Annotated in this window: 14 protein-coding genes; 5 read left to right on the forward strand and 9 right to left on the reverse strand. The window is 71.9% G+C overall.

Annotation, left to right across the window (positions count from 1 at the left end):
- Positions 1–52 precede the first annotated feature (52 nt).
- From ACZ4UV_RS21460 to ACZ4UV_RS21475, 4 genes are all read right to left on the reverse strand, one after another.
- Positions 53–1,186 carry an aromatic ring-hydroxylating oxygenase subunit alpha gene (locus ACZ4UV_RS21460; protein WP_351485428.1) on the reverse strand — a complete coding sequence of 378 codons (1,134 nt, stop codon included), beginning with the start codon at positions 1,184–1,186 and terminating at the stop codon, positions 53–55.
- A gap of 52 nt (positions 1,187–1,238) precedes the next feature.
- A complete protein-coding gene (locus ACZ4UV_RS21465) occupies positions 1,239–2,402 on the reverse strand; it encodes an NAD(P)/FAD-dependent oxidoreductase (protein ID WP_467839830.1) in 1,164 nt (387 codons plus the stop codon).
- Entirely contained in the window at positions 2,399–2,761 is a 363-nt protein-coding gene (locus tag ACZ4UV_RS21470; RefSeq protein ID WP_451020550.1) for a bifunctional 3-phenylpropionate/cinnamic acid dioxygenase ferredoxin subunit, read from the reverse strand. The genes ACZ4UV_RS21465 and ACZ4UV_RS21470 overlap by 4 nt, the downstream gene beginning before the upstream one ends.
- Positions 2,762–3,021: 260 nt before the next feature.
- Positions 3,022–4,110 carry an S-(hydroxymethyl)mycothiol dehydrogenase gene (locus tag ACZ4UV_RS21475; RefSeq protein WP_451020551.1) on the reverse strand — a complete coding sequence of 363 codons (1,089 nt, stop codon included), beginning with the start codon at positions 4,108–4,110 and terminating at the stop codon, positions 3,022–3,024.
- A 246-nt stretch (positions 4,111–4,356) separates the two neighbouring features.
- On the opposite strand from ACZ4UV_RS21475, the gene ACZ4UV_RS21480 reads away from it, so the two are divergent.
- The gene (locus ACZ4UV_RS21480; protein ID WP_451020552.1) at positions 4,357–6,798 is read left to right on the forward strand and encodes a SpoIIE family protein phosphatase; all 2,442 of its coding nucleotides are present in this window, start codon (positions 4,357–4,359) and stop codon (positions 6,796–6,798) included.
- On the opposite strand, the gene ACZ4UV_RS21485 is transcribed toward ACZ4UV_RS21480, so the two are convergent.
- Positions 6,784–6,987, reverse strand: a complete 204-nt coding sequence (locus tag ACZ4UV_RS21485; protein WP_351485420.1) for a hypothetical protein — start codon at positions 6,985–6,987, stop codon at positions 6,784–6,786. The genes ACZ4UV_RS21480 and ACZ4UV_RS21485 overlap by 15 nt on opposite strands.
- A 171-nt stretch (positions 6,988–7,158) precedes the next feature.
- On the opposite strand from ACZ4UV_RS21485, the gene ACZ4UV_RS21490 reads away from it, so the two are divergent.
- On the forward strand, positions 7,159–8,532 hold the full coding sequence (locus tag ACZ4UV_RS21490; RefSeq protein WP_467839835.1) for a cryptochrome/photolyase family protein: 1,374 nt from the start codon (positions 7,159–7,161) through the stop codon (positions 8,530–8,532).
- 104 nt (positions 8,533–8,636) lie between these two features.
- The gene (locus ACZ4UV_RS21495; RefSeq protein ID WP_451020554.1) at positions 8,637–9,077 is read left to right on the forward strand and encodes an SPW repeat protein; all 441 of its coding nucleotides are present in this window, start codon (positions 8,637–8,639) and stop codon (positions 9,075–9,077) included.
- Positions 9,078–9,153: 76 nt separating this feature from the next.
- Here ACZ4UV_RS21495 and ACZ4UV_RS21500 read toward each other — a convergent pair whose 3' ends face one another.
- The 3 genes from ACZ4UV_RS21500 to ACZ4UV_RS21510 form a co-directional block, all read right to left on the reverse strand.
- Positions 9,154–9,921 (reverse strand): ArsR/SmtB family transcription factor, encoded by a 768-nt coding sequence (locus ACZ4UV_RS21500; protein ID WP_467839838.1) that lies wholly within the window; start codon positions 9,919–9,921, stop codon positions 9,154–9,156.
- A gap of 83 nt (positions 9,922–10,004) precedes the next feature.
- Positions 10,005–10,436 (reverse strand): GNAT family N-acetyltransferase, encoded by a 432-nt coding sequence (locus tag ACZ4UV_RS21505; RefSeq protein ID WP_467840709.1) that lies wholly within the window; start codon positions 10,434–10,436, stop codon positions 10,005–10,007.
- 141 nt (positions 10,437–10,577) lie between these two features.
- On the reverse strand, positions 10,578–12,047 hold the full coding sequence (locus tag ACZ4UV_RS21510; RefSeq protein ID WP_467839841.1) for an APC family permease: 1,470 nt from the start codon (positions 12,045–12,047) through the stop codon (positions 10,578–10,580).
- Positions 12,048–12,186: 139 nt separating this feature from the next.
- On the opposite strand from ACZ4UV_RS21510, the gene ACZ4UV_RS21515 reads away from it, so the two are divergent.
- The gene (locus ACZ4UV_RS21515) at positions 12,187–13,374 is read left to right on the forward strand and encodes an ROK family transcriptional regulator (protein ID WP_451020558.1); all 1,188 of its coding nucleotides are present in this window, start codon (positions 12,187–12,189) and stop codon (positions 13,372–13,374) included.
- Positions 13,375–13,486: 112 nt separating this feature from the next.
- Entirely contained in the window at positions 13,487–16,234 is a 2,748-nt protein-coding gene (locus ACZ4UV_RS21520; RefSeq protein ID WP_451020559.1) for a glycoside hydrolase family 2 protein, read from the forward strand.
- On the opposite strand, the gene ACZ4UV_RS21525 is transcribed toward ACZ4UV_RS21520, so the two are convergent.
- Positions 16,221–17,654, reverse strand: coding sequence for a hydrolase (locus ACZ4UV_RS21525; protein WP_467839846.1), 1,434 nt, complete (start codon positions 17,652–17,654; stop codon positions 16,221–16,223). The genes ACZ4UV_RS21520 and ACZ4UV_RS21525 overlap by 14 nt on opposite strands.
- Positions 17,655–17,781 lie beyond the last annotated feature (127 nt).

The raw sequence follows: 17,781 nt of genomic DNA on the forward strand, positions 1-17,781 counted from the left end.
CCGCAGCACGCCGTGCGGCCCGCGTCCGCCCCTCGCGCGCGGGCCACGGGCGTCACTCCGGCTGCCGGGTGCCGAGCCGTTCGTGGACCCAGTCGTGGAAGGCGCCGATGTGGTGCTCGCTGGGCACCAGCACCCCGCCCTTCGCGTACAGCCGTGAGCTCATGCCGGGCTGCGTGCGCTCGCAGGCCTCGAAGTCCTGGCGGTTGACCCGGTCGAAGAGCTCCACGGACCGGCTGACGTCCTTGCCGCTCTCGACGACGTGCGGGAGGTAGAGCCAGTCGCACTCGACGATTGTGCGGTCGACGGCCACCGGGTACATGCGGTGGAAGATCACATGGTCCGGCACCAGGTTGATGAACACCTGCGGTTTGACGGTGATCGCGTAGTACCGCCGGTCCTGGTCCGCCGACACCCCCGGAATGCGGTCGAGTCCCTCGGAGCCGTCGACGGTGAAGCCCTGGACCTCCGCACCGAACTCGGCGCCGTGGCCGACGTAGTACTGGGCCGCGTATCCGTCGGCGAACTCGGGCAGCACCTCGGTGAGTTCGGGGTGGATGGTGGCGCAGTGGTAGCACTCCATGAAGTTCTCGATGATGAGCTTCCAGTTGGCCTTGACGTCGTAGACGATCCGCCTGCCGACCGAAAGGTCCTCGATGCCGTAGCGCTCGATCGACTCGACGTCGCCCAGCCGCTCGACGGCCGCCCCGATCACGTCCTCCTCGAAGGACGGCGGGTTCTCCGCGAGGCAGACCCACACATAGCCGAGCCACTCCCGGACGGCGACGCCCACCAGGCCGTACTCGGTGCGGCCGACGTCGGGCATCTTGGTGAGGTTGGGGGCCGCCACCAGCCTGCCGTCCAGGTCGTAGGTCCAGGCGTGGTACGGGCACTGGAACGCCCGCCTGACCTCGCCCGTCTCCTCCGTGCAGAGCTTGGCGCCGCGGTGCCGGCAGACGTTGAAGTAGGCGCGGATCGAGTGGTCCCGGGCCCGGGTGACGAGGATGGACTCGCGGCCCACGTCGACCGTGCGGAACGCGCCGGGTTTCGGCAGGTCGGCGGCGCGGGCGACGCAGAACCACATCGTCTCGAAGATGCGCTCCTGCTCCTGGGCGAAGATCCCGGGATCGGTGTAGGCGGAGCCGGGGAGGGTGGCGATCAGGCTGTCCGGCAGGCTGGTCGAGGTCACGGTGCACTCCTCGGAGGACGTCGTGGATCGGTGGGGTGGCGCGGGCGCCGGGTCAGGACGCGGCGGTGCCGAACTGCTTGCGCGCACGGGTGAACAGCCGCGGCTGGTTCATCCCGAGCACGGCGACCTGCCGGCCCGCCCGCCGGTACACGGCGAGGAAGCTGCGGTCGTCGGTCGAGCCCGCCTCGACCGTCACACTGTCGGCCCCGGCGGCGTGACCGACGAACTGGATCTTCACGCCGTACTGGTCGGACCAGAAGTACGGCGGCCTGGGCGCCCCCGGTTCCCGGGCGCCGTGGGCGAGCAGCGTGGCGACGGCGGTGTCCGGCCGTTCCAGCGCACCCGTCCAGTGCTCGATCCTGCGGTGGGCGCCGGTGTGCGGGTCGTACCAGTTGGCGCAGTCGCCGACGGCGACCACCCCGGCCACGCTGGTGCGGCCGTCGGCGCCGCACTTCACGCCGTTGTCGAGCGCGATGCCGGAGCCCGCCAGCCAGTCGACCGAGGGGCGCGCCCCGACCCCGACGACGACGGTGTCGGCGGGCACGCTGCGGCCGTCCTCGAGCAGCACGCCCTCCACCCGGCGCTCGCCGCTCAGCCCCTTGACCCCCACTCCGCACAGCAGCCGTACTCCGTGGTCGGCGTGGAGCGCGGAGACGACGGCGCCCATGTCCTCGCCGAGCGGTCCGGCCAGCGGGGTCGAGGCCGCCTCGATCACGGTGACGTCGAGGCCGAGGGCGTAGGCGGTGGAGGCGACCTCGGCGCCGACGAACCCGCCGCCGATCACCACCAGGCGGCCGCCCCGGGCCAGGTCGTCCCGCAGCGCCCGGGCGTCGTCGAGGGTGCGCAGCGTGTGGACGCCGGCGAGACCCTCGGTGCCGGGCAGGGTGCGGGCGGCGGCGCCGGTGGCGAGGACCACGCCGTCGGCGCGGACCTCCCCGCCGCCGGCGAGACGGATCGCCTGCCGGGTGCGGTCGAGGCCGACGGCCCGGGAGCCGAGCAGCCACTCCGCTCCGAGGTCCTCGTCGTCGCGCTCCAGTGCCAGGTCCGCCTCGCCGAGGGTGCCGGCCAGGAACTCCTTGGACAACGGCGGCCTGTCGTAAGGGCGGTGGGATTCGTCGCCGACGACGACCAGCCGGCCGTCGTATCCCCGCTGCCGCAGCGAGCGCGCGGCCGACAGACCGGCCAGCGAGGCGCCCACCACGGCGACGGTCCTCACGCCGCGCCTCCGGCGAGGCGGGCGGTGACGCACGGCGGCAGGTTGGGTGCGTCGGCGGAGAGCCGGACGTAGACCGTTCCGTCCTCCACGACGACCTCGTGGGTGCGGACCGGGAGCTTGGCCGGGGGTGCGTCCACGGCGCCGGTGCGCAGGTCGAACTTGGAGGCGTGCAGGGGGCATTCCACCTCGCAGCCCTCCAGCCAGCCGTCGGCGAGCGAGGCGTCCTGGTGGGTGCAGGTGTCGTCGATGGCGAAGAGCTCGCCGTCGTCGGTGTGGAACACCGAGACGGGCGGTTCGATGTCGAGCCGGTGGGCCTCGCCTCGCGGCAGATCCGCGAGACGGCACGCGGGAATCATCATGACACCTCGGTGCGTATAGCGAAACGGATTGCAATGAGCGCAACGCCAGTCTGGAGGCCGCCGCGAAGCGTTGTCAAGGAGTTCACGCGCCGGTTTACCCGGGCCCCGACAGCGGTCCCGCGGGCACGCCGAAGCGCCCTCGAAAGCAGGCGTGAGCAGGGCGAACAGGCCCCTGTGCGGTGCGGGTACGGCCCTGCCCCGGTGCCGTCACCGGGGCAGGGCCGCTGCGCCTGCGGGCGGTCAGAGACCGCGGCCGTCCGTCACAGGAGCACCACCGAACGCAGCACGTCACCGTGGTGCATGCGCTCGAACGCCTTCTCGACCTCGTCCAGGGCGATGGTCTCGGTGACGAAGGCGTCGAGGTCGAGGCGGCCCTGCAGGTACAGGTCGATCAGCATCGGGAAGTCCCGGGAGGGCAGGCAGTCGCCGTACCAGGACGACTTGAGGGCGCCACCGCGGCCGAAGACGTCGAGGAGCGGCAGTTCCAGCTTCATCTCGGGGGTGGGTACGCCGACCAGGACGACGGTGCCGGCGAGGTCGCGGGCGTAGAAGGCCTGCCGGTAGGTCTCCGGGCGCCCGACTGCCTCGATGACGACGTCGGCGCCGAAGCCGCCGGTCAGTTCGCGCACCGCCTCGACGGCGTCGGTCTCCTTCGAGTTGACCGTGTGGGTGGCGCCGAGCCTGCGTGCGGTGTCCAGCTTGCGGTCGTCGATGTCCACGGCGATGACGCGCGCCGCGCCGGCCAGGTTCGAGCCGAGGACGGCCGCGGCGCCGACACCTCCGCAGCCGATCACGGCGACGCTGTCGCCGCGTCCGACGTGGCCGGTGTTGAGGGCGGCGCCGATGCCCGCCATCACGCCGCAGCCCAGCAGCCCGGCGGCCGCCGCCGACGCGCGCCGGTCGACCTTGGTGCACTGTCCGGCCGCCACCAGCGTCTTCTCGGCGAAGGCGCCGATCCCCAGGGCGGGCGAGAGTTCCTGGCCGGTCGAGGCGAGGGTCATCCTCTGCTTCGCGTTGTGGGTGTTGAAGCAGTACCAGGGCCGCCCGCGCAGACAGGCCCGGCAGGCCCCGCACACCGCACGCCAGTTGAGGATCACGAAGTCACCGGGCGCCACGTCGGTGACGCCGTCGCCGACCGCCTCGACGACCCCCGCCGCCTCGTGCCCCAGCAGGAAGGGGAACTCGTCGCTGATCCCGCCCTCGCGGTAGTGCAGATCGGTGTGGCAGACCCCGCAGGCCTCGACCCTGACCAGCGCCTCGCCCGGACCGGGGTCGGGCACGACGATGGTCTCCAGGCTGACAGGGGCGCCCTTGCTCCGCGCGACGACGGCACGGACCTGCTGAGACATGGCCACTCCTCGACTGACAGAGGCGGCGAGACGTTGCCCAATACGGCACGCATCTCGTGTTTCGCAACACAGCATCGCGGAGGCCGAACCGGGGGTCAAGGATCCGTCTGCGGCCCGCGCACCCGGCACGGCCGGGGCCCGCCCCGCATGCGCTGGGGCCGACATCGCACCCGCAGGTATCATTTGTTGGGCAAACACCACAAACACCGACATCCCGAGTCCGGCACGGATGTGCCCGAGGTGAGGATGCGCGACATCACCTTCGACGGCCGCGGCGAGCTCCCTGAGCCCGGGGGCGAGGCGGAGGCACTGCTGGACGCGCGGGGCCGGGTGGCGGCCTGGGGCCCGGGCGCCGAGGCGCTGCTCGGTCACCCGGCACGGGAGGTGCTCGGCCGGCCCGCGGACGGCCTGCTGCACGACCCCGCCGAGGCGGCGCACGTGGTCCGGCGGTGGGAGGAGGGGATCCGCCAGGGGCCGCTGGTGCTGCGGCGGCGCGGTGGGGAACCGGTCGAGGTCCAGGTCTGGGTGCGCGCCCTCACCGCCGCGGACGGCGAGCAGCGGTGGCTCGTACAGGCGGCCGGCGCGGAGGCGTACCGCACGTACGAATTCGGCCGCGCCCTGCTGCAAGGGCTGTTCACCGACATCCCCTTCCACATCGACCTCTTCGACACCCGGCAGCGGTTCATCGCCCAGAACCTCGCGCAGCGCCGCGCGGGGGTGTTCCGGGATGCCGAGTACTCCGGGCACACGATGCGCGAGATGGCCCCGCCCGGCCTGCTGGACATCGACGCGCTGGAGGAGCGGCAGCGGCGGGTGCTGGAGACCGGCAAGGCGCTGCTCGACACCGAGGTGGTCGGCCACCCGGTACCCGGTTCACCGCAGGACTACGTGTGGTCGGAGTCCATCCTGCCGCTCAGGGACCCGTCCGGGACGGTGATCGCGCTGGCCCATGTGGTCTCCGACGTGACCCACCGGGTCCGCTCGCGCGAGCGGCTGGTCCTGGCCAACGAGGCCGGCACCCGGATCGGCACCACCCTGGACCTGTGGCAGACGGCCCGGGAACTGGCCGAGGTCGCGGTGCCGTGGTTCGCCGACGCCTGCCACGTCGACCTGCTGGACTCCGTCTTCTCCGACGGGGACGACGCGGACGACAGGGAGCCGGCCGACGACGCACGGCCGCGCCACCCGCTGCTGCGGCGGGCCGCGTCCGACGGGGTGACCACCGGGGGCACGACCACCGGCGGGGCGCGCGCGGTGCGGGTGGGCGACCTCGACACGGCGGCGACGGCATCCGGCTCGCCTTTCCTCGACGCCCTCACGAAGGGCAGGTCCGTGCTCCTCGCGGACGAGCAACTGCGCCCCGCCGCCACCGACCCCAGCCGGGCACCGGGCGCCGGCCCGGACGTCCACTCCTGGCTGCTGGTCCCGATGCTCGCCCGGGGTGTCGCCCTCGGTACCGCCGTCTTCATGCGCTCGCGCAGCCCCCGCCGGTTCGAGCCCGAGGACGTGCTGCTCGCCGAGCAGATCGTGACCCGTACCGCGGTGTGCGTCGACAACGCCAGCCGCTACCACCGGGAGCGGACGACGGCCCGGACCCTGCGGCGCAGCCTGCTCCCCCAGCGGCTGCCGTCGCCGTCGGCGGTGCGGACGGCGTCCCGCTATCTGCCGGCCAGCGAGCACACCGGGCTGGGTGGCGACTGGTTCGACGTGATCCCGCTGTCCGGGGCCCGGGTGGCGCTCGTGGTGGGCGACGTGGTCGGGCACGGTCTGCAGTCGGCGGTGACCATGGGCCGGCTGCGCGGTGCCGTGCGCACCCTCGCGGATCTCGACCTGTCCCCCGCGGAACTCCTCGCCCACCTGGACGACCAGATGAACCGGTTCCTCGACGAGCGCGGCGACGAGGTGTCCCTGGTGACGGGGGCGACCTGCCTGTACGCGGTGTACGACCCGGTGTCCCGGCTGTGCCAGCTGGCGCGTGCCGGTCATCCGCCGCCGGCGGTCGTCTCGGCGGACGGCGTCGTCGACTTCGTGGACCTGCCCGGCGGCCCGACCCTCGGCCTCGGCGGTGTCGTGTTCGAGGAACGGGAGGTCGCCCTGGCCGACGGGGACCTCCTGGTCCTCTACACGGACGGGCTGCTGGAGTCGCGTGCGCAGGACTTCGACACCGGGCTGCGCCGGATGCGCGCCACGCTCTCGCGCACCCCCGCGTCGGCCGCTCCGCAGGAGGTGTGCGACACGCTGATCACCGAACTGCTGCCGCCGGGCCACCAGGACGACGTGGCCGTCCTGGTGGCCCGGATGAGCGGTCTGGCCCCGGACGCCCATGTCACCTGGGAGATCGAGGCGCAGGAGCGGATGGTCGGCCGGGCGCGGGAGCTGGCGGCGCGGCAGCTCGCGCGGTGGGGGCTGGCGGAGGAGGCGTTCACCACCGAGCTGATCGTGAGCGAGCTGGTGACGAACGCGCTGCGGTACGGCGGTGCGCCGATCACGCTGCGCCTGATCCGGGACCGGAGCCTGATCTGCGAGGTCTCGGACGGCAGCAGCACCTCGCCCCATGTGCGGCGCGCCCGGGACACGGACGAGGGCGGGCGCGGTCTCTACCTCATCACCCAGCTCGCGCAGAACTGGGGGGCGCGGTACAATCCGCGGGGCAAGACCATCTGGGCCGAGCAGTCACTTCCCGGCTGACGCGCGCTCCGCGGAGGGGGGCCGGTCGTCGTCCGGGCCGGGTACGACGACCAGGAAGGCGTCCGAGCCGAGGTCCATCACCACGGTCGCCCGGCCGCCCTCGGCCCGGCACCGCGCCGCGTACTCCTCGGCCGGCCACGAACCCCGGGGAGCCCCGGCGGGAAATCGCTCCAGCACCCTCGCGCCCATAGTGGTCCCGCACCTCCCGAGTCGGTCTTCGCCTTTCCCTGCGGCTGCCCCCGATCGACGCGGACATGCCGGAAACGCCGGAGGGGCGCCGGCCGCCGGTCCGTCGCGCGGGCCCGGGGAAGTGGGAGCGTGGGACCTTCGTCTGCCGCCGCACCGCACCGGAGCCGCCCCATGAACGTCTCGGTCGTCCTGTTCACCGCCGACCTGCGCCTGTACGACCATCCGCCGCTGCGGGCGGCCCTGGACGGCTCGGACGAGGTCGTGCCGCTGTTCGTGCGGGACCGCGCGGTGGACCGGGCCGGCTTCGCCGTGCCCAACCGGCTGGCCTTCCTCGCGGACTGCCTGCGCGATCTGGACGCGGGGCTGCGTGAGCGCGGCGGCCGGCTGGTGGTGCGTTCGGGTGACCTCGTCGAGGAGGTGTGCAAGGCGGCGGCCGAGGCGGACGCCGACGCGGTGCACCTGGCCGGCGACGTCAGCGGGCATGCGCAGCGCCGGGAGGAGCGGCTGCGCCGCGCCCTGGAGGCGGACGGCCGGCGGCTGCACGTCCACGACGCGGTGACCGGGGCGGTCCCGGCCGGGGCGGTGGCCCCGGCCGGCTCGGACCACTACGCGGTGTTCACGCCGTACTTCCGGCAGTGGTCGAGGCAGCCGCTGCGGACGGCCGTGGCCGCGCCGCGCCGGGTCCCGGTCCCGGACGGGGTCGGGTCCGAGCCGCTGCCGCGCCGCGACCGGGTGTCCGGCGTGTCGGAGGGGCTGGCCGCCGGGGGCGAGGCGGAGGCCCGCAGACGGCTCACCTCCTGGCTGCGCGCGGGCATCGGGTCGTACGAGGACCGCCACGACGACCTGGCGGGCGACGCGACCTCGCGGCTCTCACCGCACCTCCACTTCGGCACACTCTCCCCCGTCGAGCTGGTCGACCGGGCCCGCAAGGCGGGCGGCCCGGGCGCCGAGGCGTTCGTACGGCAGCTCGCCTGGCGGGACTTCCACCGGCAGGTGCTGGCCGCGCGGCCGGCGGCGGCCACGGCCGACTACCGGACGAAACAGGACCGTTGGCGCACCGGGCGGGCCGCGGACGAGGACGCCGAGGCGTGGCGGGCAGGGCGCACCGGCTACCCGGTCGTCGACGCGGCGATGCGCCAGCTGCGCCACGAGGGCTGGATGCACAACCGGGGGCGGCTGCTGGCAGCGAGCTTCCTGGCCAAGACGCTGTACGTCGACTGGCGGGTGGGCGCCCGGCACTTCCTGGAACTGCTGGTCGACGGGGATGTGGCGAACAACCAGCTCAACTGGCAGTGGGTGGCGGGCACCGGCACCGACACCCGCCCCAACCGGGTCCTCAATCCGGTGACCCAGGCGAAGCGTTACGACCCCGAGGGCGCGTACGTACGACGCTGGGTGCCGGAGTTGGCGGGGCTGGCGGGGGCGAAGGCGCACGTGCCGTGGAAGCTGGGCGGCCCGGACCGGGCGGCGCTCGGCTATCCGGAGCCGATCGTCGACCTGGCGGAGGGGCTCGCGCGGTTCCGGCGGGCCCGGGAGCGCGGCTGAACCCAGAACTACACATAAAGAAGAAATAAGAGCAGAATGCTCTCTAGCGGCGTTTACCGCACGCACCAGACGCGGTCAGGCCTGCAAGTCAAAGGAGACGAGTCATGGCCAACGTCTCGCACGGCAGAAGTGACATATCCAGCCACCCCGATGTCTCCGAGATGCGGGAGCGCTACGCCCGCATGCTCGGCGGCCGTGACGTGGCGCTCGTGGACGGCCCGGTGTTCCTGCTCGGTCTGTACTGCGCGGCGTCCCCGTGGATCCTCCACTACACGGCGAGCCAGCCCGCGCTCGTGACCCACAACCTGATCATGGGCGTAGCGATAGGTCTGCTGGCACTGGGCTTCACCAGGGCACCGGAGCGCATGTACGGCCTCAGCTGGGCCATGTGCGCGCTGGGCATCTGGATGATCATCGCCCCCTGGGTGGTCGGCACCAGCCCGGACAAGGGCGTCATCATCAACAACGTCATCATCGGCGCGCTGGCCCTCTGCCTCGGGCTGGTGTGCGCCGTTTCGGCGGCCAGGCGGACGCCCATGACCTAGGCACACCGAGCATCCCCTGGAAGGGAGGACGCGGGGCCGGTCCGATGACGGCGGACCGGCCCCGCCGCGCGCCCGCTCAGCGGCCGGGCACCAGCCAGGGCTCCTGCGGGAGCGGGCTGCCGGTCTCGATGAGGGACTTCAGGTTGGAGAGCACGGCCGGCCAGCCGGACGAGACGGCCTGGAGTTCGCCCTCGTCGTTGAGGTCCTCGTGGGTGACGGTGAGCTTGACGATGTCGGCGTGCGGGCGGATGTCGAAGGTGACGCGGGAGTGCCGGCCCCGGTCGCCCTCGTCCGCGGGCGCGGCCCAGGTGGTGACCAGCCGGGTCGGGCGGTCGCTCTCGACGACGGTGCCGACCACGTCGGCGATGCCGGAGCCGTCGGTGCGGACGTGCTCCCAGCGGGAGCCGGGCCGCCAGTCGGAGACGTTGGAGTGCCCCCAGTAGACGGCGGTCAGGTCGGCGTCCGTGAGGGCGTCCCAGACCTTCTCGGGGGTGCTGGCGATGTAGGTGACGTAGACATAGCTGGGCTGGTCGCTCATGGCTTCCTCGGCTCGTCGCTTCAGGTCGCCGAGCGCGCGCAGGCGCGGACGCTCGAACTTGTCGATCCACCGCTCCTGGATCTCGTGGAGCGGCACCGGGTTGAGGTAGTGCAGCTTCTCCCGCCCCCGCCGCACGGTGCTGATCAGGTTGGCGGCCTCCAGGACGGCCAGGTGCTGGGTCACCGACTGCCGGGTCATCGCGATGCGCTCGCACAGCTCGCCCAGCGTCTGGCCGTTCTGCTCGTGCAGCCGGTCCAGCAGCCGCCTGCGGGTGTCGTCGGCCAGCGCCTTGAAGGCGCGGTCCATGCCACTGTCGCCCTCTGATCGCACACTCAAAGTCATGCAGGCAATTGCTTGCATGTCAACGTCGCCCTCCTGTTCGACGCGGTTCAGGAAGCCGTGTCGAACGAGATCCACACGTCCGGCGGCAGCTCCGGCATGCCCGGCACCGGCCGGGGCTCCTCCGTCCAGGCGTCGCCCGCGGCCTCGGCCGCGACCCGCCGCCAGAAGGCGACGGCGCCCGGGTTCTCGTACTGGAACGCGATCTCCCAGCGGCCCGGATGACGGGTGAGGACCTCACGGACGGCGGCCAGCCCGATGCCGGTCCGCCGCGCGCCGCGGGCCACGAAGAAGCTGTTGAGCACCCGCACGGGCACGTCCAGCGCGCGGACGAAGGCGAAGCCGACCGGGTGCTCACCCAGGACGAAGAGGTAGGCCGCCCAGTCGGGTGCGGAGAACGCGTCCTCGACGCGCTCGTCGCGGAACGAGCCGTCGGGCCTCGGCAGGAGTCCACGGAACTCGGACAGGTCGTGGCGGAACATCAGCCACAGACGATCGACGACGGGGCGGTCCGCGGGGACGGCGGGGCGGACGACGACGTCCGCTGCAGTGGGTTCGATCACGAAAAAAGCCTCACCCGGCGGCAGTTGACCGCCGAGTGAGGCTGACGTGTGGTCGGCACACTACACCACGGCCGGCTCCTCCGGCGTCAGGTACTCCTCGCTGATCTCCTTCGCCCCGAACGGCCACACTTTCTCCAGCCGGGCCCAGACCAGGAACGCCACGCAGCCGAGGGCGAGCCAGGCCAGGGACCACTCGATGGGGTGACGGCCCGGGGAGTTCCGGTCGGCGTAGCCGTAGATCACGCACCAGCCGGCGAAGGCGACGATGCTCGGCAGCGGGTAGAGCCACATGCGGTACGGCCGCTTCAGCCCCGCCTGCCGGCGGCGCAGCACCGTGAGCGCCACGATCTGGGCGAGCGCCTGGACGATCACCATCACGGTGGTGAGCAGCTGGATCAGGGTCGCCAGGTCGGTGTGGCGGCCGATCAGGAAGCCGATCGCGGTGATCACGCCCATGGTGGCGAGCCCGAGCATCGGGAAGCGGTGCTTCGGGTGCAGCTTCTCGTAGGGGCGGAAGAAGACGCGGTCGCGGGCGGCGTCGTAGGGCACCCGGGAGCCGCCGAGCAGGCCGGTGAAGACCGAGGCGAAGGCGGTGATCAGGATGAGCACGGTCACCGTGTCGGCGGCGCCCTTGCCCCAGGTCTTCTCAAGAACCGCCGAAGCCACGGAAGTCGACGCGATGTCGTCCGGGTTCGTCATGCGGTGCCAGTCGATGACGCCGAGCGTGCCGATCTGGAGCAGCAGGTAGATCGCCATGATGCCGAGGATCGAGAAGAGGATGGAGCGCGGCAGGACGCGGCCGGGTTCCTTGATCTCGGCGCCCATGTAGGCGGTCGTGTTGTAGCCGAGGTAGTCGTAGATGCCGATGGTCAGGCCCGCGGCGAAGCCGAGCCAGAAGTGGTCGCTCGTCAGGTCGAAGGCGTGGGCCGGGTAGGTGAAGGCCAGGTGCGGGCTGAAGTCGGTGGCCGCGGCGACGATCACCAGTAGCACCGAGGCGATCATCACCGTCCACATGACGGCGGTGATCCTGGCGATGTGCTCGATGCCGCGCCAGAGCAGGAGCACCACCAGGGCGATGACACCGAGCCCGATCAGGTCGCCGGAGGTCTGGCCGAGGCCGGGGGCGAGGTAGCCCAGGTACTGGACGAAGCCGACCACGCCCGTGGACATGATCAGCGGGATGAAGAGCATCGCCGTCCAGACGAACAGGAACGGCATCAGGCGTCCGGTGCGGTACTGGAAGGCCTGGCGCAGGTAGACGTAACTGCCGCCGGAACCGGGCATCGCGGCGCCGAGTTCGGCCCAGACCAGGCCGTCGCAGAGCGCGAGCACCGCGCCCGCGACGAACCCGATGACGGCCTGCGGGCCGCCGAACGCGGCGACCATGAGCGGGATGGTCACGAACGGACCGATGCCGCACATCTGGCTCATGTTGATGGCGGTGGCCTGGAACAGGCCGACGCGGCGGACGAAACCGCCGGTCGGTGGCGCACCGCCCGAGACGACGGGACTACCGGGACCTGCAGACATGAGGGCTCCTGAGCGAGACACGGGGAGGTGGGCGAGGCGCGTACGACGGGCGGGGGCCGACTCGGCGGGATGGCCGATAAAGTTAAGGAGCCTTACTAGATGCGTCAAGTATGCGACGGGAATCGGTGAGAATGGTGCGATGGCCGCCAGCGACGTCGTAGAGGAGCAGGAGCAGCCCTGGAGCCGGCAACGCCTGCGCAGCGCCAACGAGCGGCTGCTGCTGGACCGGCTGCGCCTGCTCGGTTCCGCCTCCCGCGCCCAACTGGCCCGCGAGACCGGTCTGTCGAAGCCGACGGTGTCCAGCGCGCTCGCCGCGCTGGAGTCGGCGGGCCTGGTCCACGAGGTCGGCACCCACGTGCCGGAGCGGGGCCGCACGGCCGTCCTGTACGCGCCCGACCCGGCGGCCGGGTTCGCGCTCGGCATCGACGTGGGCCGCAGCTGGCTGCGGGTGGCGGTCGCCGATCTCGACGGCACCCTGGTCGCCCGCTCCGACGTGCGCAACCGGGCCCGGGGTTCGGGCGCGATGGCCGACCTGCTGGTGGCGACCGCCCGGCAGGTGGTCGCCAACTCCGCGGTGGATCCGGCCGAGGTGGTGCACGGGGTGGTGGGCACGCCGGGCGTGTACGACGAGCGGCAGCGCCGGGTGCGGTACGCGATGCACCTGCCGGGCTGGGGGCGCGCGGGCCTGTTCGACCGGATGCGCGAGGAGCTGGGCGTCCCGCTGGAGGTGCACAACGACGCCAATCTGGCGGCCCTCGGCGAGTACACGTACGGCGTCGGGGCGGGCAGCCGGCTGTTCGCGTACATCATGATCGGCACCGGCCTCGGGATGGGCGTGGTCAGCGAGGGGCGGCTGTTCACCGGGGCACACGGGCTGGCCGGGGAGATCGGCTTCCTGCCCTGGCCGGGACAGCAGCGGGGGCCGGAGCGGCTGGAGGACGCGGTGTCGGGGGTGGCCGTGGTCGAGACCGCGCGACGACTGGGGATGACGGGGCAGCTCACCGCCAAGTCCGTGTTCGATGCGGCACGCCTGGGCGATCCGGCCGCGGTGGAGGCGGTACGCCTCGAGGGCGAGCGGATCGCGCACACGGTGGCGGCCGCCGCCGCCGTCCTCGACCCCGACCTGGTGGTGCTCGGCGGCGGCGTCGGCCACAGCGTCGACCTGCTGCTGCGCCCCGTACGGGAGCATCTGCGCACGCTCACACCGCTGCGCCCGAAGCTGGCGCCCAGCAGGCTCGGCGAGGACGCGGTGCTGCTCGGCGCGGTGGCCACGGCCCTGGGGACCGCCCGTGACCTGGTGTTCGAGCGCAGGTCGGGCACGTCCTGACAGCGGCGGCGCCAACTCGCGCGGGCGCCACGGTGATTGACACGGCCTCCGTGGCACCCTAGCTTGAGCCGGGTTAGTAAAGTTTCCTAACTTTACGAGCCTGGAGACCATCGTGTTCCCTCGCCGTGCCCCCGGACACCGCCTCGCCACGGCCGCCGTGGCCCTGGGACTGCTCTGCTCACTCAACACCAGCGCCTGGGCCGGGGCCCGCGACCCGGCCCACGGGCCCGCCCGGATCACCCGTGTGCCGTCCGCCGCCGGGTCCAGGACCCCGCTGTCGGGGTACGCGATCCGGTCGACGGCCGACGTGGGCGACTCCGCGGCGGCGGTCTCCTCCCCCGGCTACCCGACACAGGACTGGTATCCGGCCGGCCCCCGCTCCACGGTCCTGGCCGCGCTGCTCGCGGACGGCGTCTACCCCGACCCGTTCGTCTCCACCAACCAGGAGAAGATCCCCAAGGCGCCCTTCCAGGTGCCCTGGTGGTACCGCAGCGACTTCTCGTTGGCCGACCCGGCACAGCGCACCTACCTGGACTTCAGCGGAGTGATCTCGGCGGCCGACGTGTATGTGAACGGCCGTCAGGTCGCGACCACCGCGGATGTCACCGGTGCCTACACCCGCCACGAACTGGACGTCACCTCGCTGGTGCGGGCCGGCACGAACACGGTCGCCTTCCGCATCCGGCCCAACAACCCCAACAAGAACCTCACCATGGGCTGGCTCGACTGGCTCCAGCCGCCGCCCGACCAGAACATGGGGATCGTCCGGGACGTCCTGGTCCGGCGCGGCGGCCCGGTCACGCTGCGCGACGCGCACGTGGTGACGAATCTCGCGGTGCCGTCCCTCGCGACGGCCGACCTGACGGTGAAGGCGCAGGCCCGCAACGACTCGGACTCGCCGGTCACCGCCGAGGTCTCCGGCACCGTCGCCGGGGTGACCCTCACCAGGTCGGTCGAGCTGGCGGCCCACCAGACCAGGACCCTCACCTTCACTCCCGCCGACACCCCCGGTCTGCACCTCACCTCCCCCAAGGTGTGGTGGCCCGCGGGCATGGGCGGCCAGCCGCTGTACGATCTCGACCTCACCTCGTCCGTCGCCGGCACCGCCTCGGACACCGCCCACGAGAGCTTCGGCATTCGGGACGTCCGGGCCCCCTTGAACTCCGACGGCGCCCGCCAGTACTCGATCAACGGCCGCCGGCTGCTGATCAAGGGCGGCGGCTGGTCACCGGACGAGTTCCTGCGCTGGGACCGCGCCTACGCCGAGGACCGCCTGAAGTACGCCCTCGACCTGGGCCTGAACGCCATCCGGCTGGAAGGCCACATCGAGCCCGACGAGTTCTTCGACCTCGCCGACCGCCTCGGCGTCCTCACCCTGCCCGGCTGGGAGTGCTGCGACAAGTGGGAGGGGCAGACCAACCCCGGCGAGAGCGGCGAGAAATGGACCGCCGCCGACTACCCGGTCGCCCAGGCCTCGATGGCCGCCGAGGCCGCCCGGCTGCGTGACCACCCGAGCGTGGTCTCCTTCCTGATCGGCAGCGACGCCGCGCCCGACGCGAAGATCGAGAAGAACTATCTGGACGCCCTGGACGCCGCCGACTGGACCGTCCCCGTGGTGCCCGCCGCCTCCGACAAGTCCGCTCCCCAGCTGGGCAGTTCGGGCATGAAGATGACCGGCCCCTACGACTGGGTCCCGCCGTCCTACTGGTACGCCAAGCGGGAGGGCGGCGCCACCGGCTTCAACTCCGAGACCAGCGCGGGCCCGGACATCCCGACCCTCGACACCCTGCGCCGGATGATGACCCCGGCCGAACTCGACACCCTCTGGAAGAACCCGGACGCCAAGCAGTACCACCGCTCGCCGTCCGCGACCTTCGGCACCCTGAAGGTCTACGACGCCGCCCTCACCGGCCGCTACGGCGCACCGAAGAGCCTCACCGACTACGTCCGCAAGGCCCAGCTCGCGCAGTACGAGAACGTCCGCGCGCAGTACGAGGCGTACGAGCGCAACCAGACCGACGCCTCGAAGCCCTCGACCGGCGTCGTCTACTGGATGTTCAACAGCGGCTGGACGTCCCTGCACTGGCAGCTGATGGACCGTTATCTCGACCAGGGCGGCGCCTACTTCGGCGCCAAGAAGGCCAACGAGCCGCTGCACGTCCAGTACTCCTACGACGACCGCTCGGTGGCCGTGGTGAACAACCGGCACACGCCGGTCTCCGGGCTCACCGCGCGGGCCACCCTCTTCAACCCCGACGGCACCCAGAAGTACGACAAGACCGTCACCGGTGTCTCGGTGCAGGGCGACGGCGCGCACAGCACCGCGCTCTCGCTGCCGGCGTCGGTGTCCGGGCTGTCCTCCACCTACCTGGCGCGGCTGGTGCTCACCGACGCCGACGGCAAGGAGGTGAGCCGCAACGTCTACTGGCTCTCCACCAGGTCCGACACCCTCGACTGGGCGAAGACCGACTGGTGGCACACCCCGACGACGAGCTACGCCGACCTGACCGGGCTGTCATCGATGGCCCAGGTCCCGGTCACGGCGACGGCGTCGACGACGGACGCCGACGGCACGTCGACCACCACGGTCACCGTCCGCAACACGGGCACGGGGAAGACCCCGGCCCTGCTGACGGACGTCCATCTGGTCGACGCGAACGGCAAGCCGGTGCTGCCCGTCCAGTGGTCGGACAACGAGGTCAGCCTGTGGCCGGGCGAGTCGGCGACCCTGACGGCCACCTACCGGACCGCCGACCTGCACGGCTCCGCGCCCCAGGTGCGGGTGTCCGGCTGGAACGCGGTGGAGCGGACGGTTCCGGCGGGCCTGCCGGAACCGTCCGTCCCGCTCAGCTCACGTTGAGCGCGGTGTCGTCGACGACGAAGGACGTCTGGAGGGTCGAACCCTCGACACCGGTGAACTTGATGGTGGCCGTGGTTCCGGCCAGGGAGGAGACGTCGAAGCTCTTGAGGACGTATCCGGAAGCCGCGTTGAGGTTGGAGTACGTGGCCAGGGTGGTGGATCCGGCGGTGACCGTCAGCTTGTCGTAGGCGGTGCTGGTGGTGGTCTCCGCGGTGTCCACGTGCAGATAGAAGCTGAGCGTCGCGGAGCAGCCGGACGGAATGGTCACCGACTGGGACAGCGTGTCGGTGTGGGCGGACCCGTAGCCGTCGAGCCAGGCCTTGTAGGAGCCGGTGCGGGCCGCCTCGCTGCTGGAGTTGGTGATGACCCCGCTGCTGGCGGTCCAGGTGGTGTTGCCGGACTCGAAGCCGGGGTTGCCGAGGAGCTGGGCGGAGGTGCAGGTGCCACCGCCGCCCCCTCCGCCGCCGCCACTGCTGCCGCTGGAGGCGCCGGTGAGCCAGGCGGTGGCGTTGAGGGCGAGGGCGGCGTTGGTGGCGCCGCTGTCGTTCCAGCCGTCGTACAGCGTGTTGCCGGACTGGCCGGTGCCGTCGTCGATGGGCGAGCTGTCGCCCCAGAACGCGACCCGGCCGCTGCCGAAGGTGCTGGTGGCGAAGAAGGCGCCGGTGTTCCCGGAGTAACCGCTGCGGTACACAAGGCCCTTGACGGCGGAGTTGTCGGAGGGCTTGAGCGTGGCCGTCGTGCCGTCGGCGATCAGGCTCTTGGTGACGGTGCCGAAGGAGCCGTTCAGCACCGCGTTGCTGCTGTCGCTGATCGCGGCAGGGTAGCCGGAGCTGATGTCCAGCGAGTCGATCGAGAACCCGAACGGGTCGGTCGAGTCGACACTGTTGTTGGTCATCAGGTCGTTGAGGATCTCGACGGCGTCCTCACCGTCGTTGTTGCGGTCGGCGCCGGTGTGGTCCGAGATCATGAAGAGACCGCCGCCGTTCTTCACGAAGTTCATGATCGCCGTCTTCTCGGCGGTCGTGAACAGCGTGTTCGGCTCGGGCAGCACCAGCGCGTCGAAGTTCGACAGGTCGGTCGTCGACGAGCCGCCGTAGGTGAGCGCGCTGGTCGCGGTCTTCATGCTGTAGCTGCCGGTCTTCTGGAGGGCGACGCCCCACGAGGAGAGCGCGCCGGTCCAGTCGGTCTCCGAGGACGGGGAGGAGTCCTGGGCCAGCGGGTCGGGCTTGCTGGTGGAGATGATCCAGTCCGCGTTGCCGGCCTCCTCGGCGTGGCCGTCGTCGAACAGGACGCGGTAGGTGGTGGCCGCGCGGGCGGGGGCGGCCCCTGTGCCGACCTGGAGGGCGGCTCCCGTGGCGAGCAGTGCGAACCCGGCCAGGGCGGTGGTGAGTCTGTGGCGGGATCTGCTGGATCCAAGCATCCGGCGAACCTCCGTGAGGGGGTGGGGTAGAGGCGGTGCGGGCGCCAACTCTGCGCGCGTAGAACGTGCTTGAGATTTCTACACGCGTCGACTCATTGAAAGGTACATGGCATGTCCGGTCGGTGAA

This window comes from Streptomyces sp. NPDC028289 (assembly GCF_055565975.1).

Bases quoted from the DNA above. Each gene is read 5' to 3' on its own strand.
- ACZ4UV_RS21495 (WP_451020554.1), top strand. From the start codon at position 8,637: ATGGCCAACGTCTCGCACGGCAGAAGTGACATATCCAGCCACCCCGAT.
- ACZ4UV_RS21490 (WP_467839835.1), top strand. From the start codon at position 7,159: ATGAACGTCTCGGTCGTCCTGTTCACCGCCGACCTGCGCCTGTACGAC.
- ACZ4UV_RS21505 (WP_467840709.1), bottom strand. From the start codon at position 10,436: ATGTTCCGCCACGACCTGTCCGAGTTCCGTGGACTCCTGCCGAGGCCC.
- ACZ4UV_RS21470 (WP_451020550.1), bottom strand. From the start codon at position 2,761: ATGATGATTCCCGCGTGCCGTCTCGCGGATCTGCCGCGAGGCGAGGCC.
- ACZ4UV_RS21510 (WP_467839841.1), bottom strand. From the start codon at position 12,047: ATGTCTGCAGGTCCCGGTAGTCCCGTCGTCTCGGGCGGTGCGCCACCG.
- ACZ4UV_RS21485 (WP_351485420.1), bottom strand. From the start codon at position 6,987: ATGGGCGCGAGGGTGCTGGAGCGATTTCCCGCCGGGGCTCCCCGGGGT.
- ACZ4UV_RS21500 (WP_467839838.1), bottom strand. From the start codon at position 9,921: ATGGACCGCGCCTTCAAGGCGCTGGCCGACGACACCCGCAGGCGGCTG.
- ACZ4UV_RS21525 (WP_467839846.1), bottom strand. From the start codon at position 17,654: ATGCTTGGATCCAGCAGATCCCGCCACAGACTCACCACCGCCCTGGCC.
- ACZ4UV_RS21480 (WP_451020552.1), top strand. From the start codon at position 4,357: ATGCGCGACATCACCTTCGACGGCCGCGGCGAGCTCCCTGAGCCCGGG.
- ACZ4UV_RS21515 (WP_451020558.1), top strand. From the start codon at position 12,187: ATGGCCGCCAGCGACGTCGTAGAGGAGCAGGAGCAGCCCTGGAGCCGG.
- ACZ4UV_RS21475 (WP_451020551.1), bottom strand. From the start codon at position 4,110: ATGTCTCAGCAGGTCCGTGCCGTCGTCGCGCGGAGCAAGGGCGCCCCT.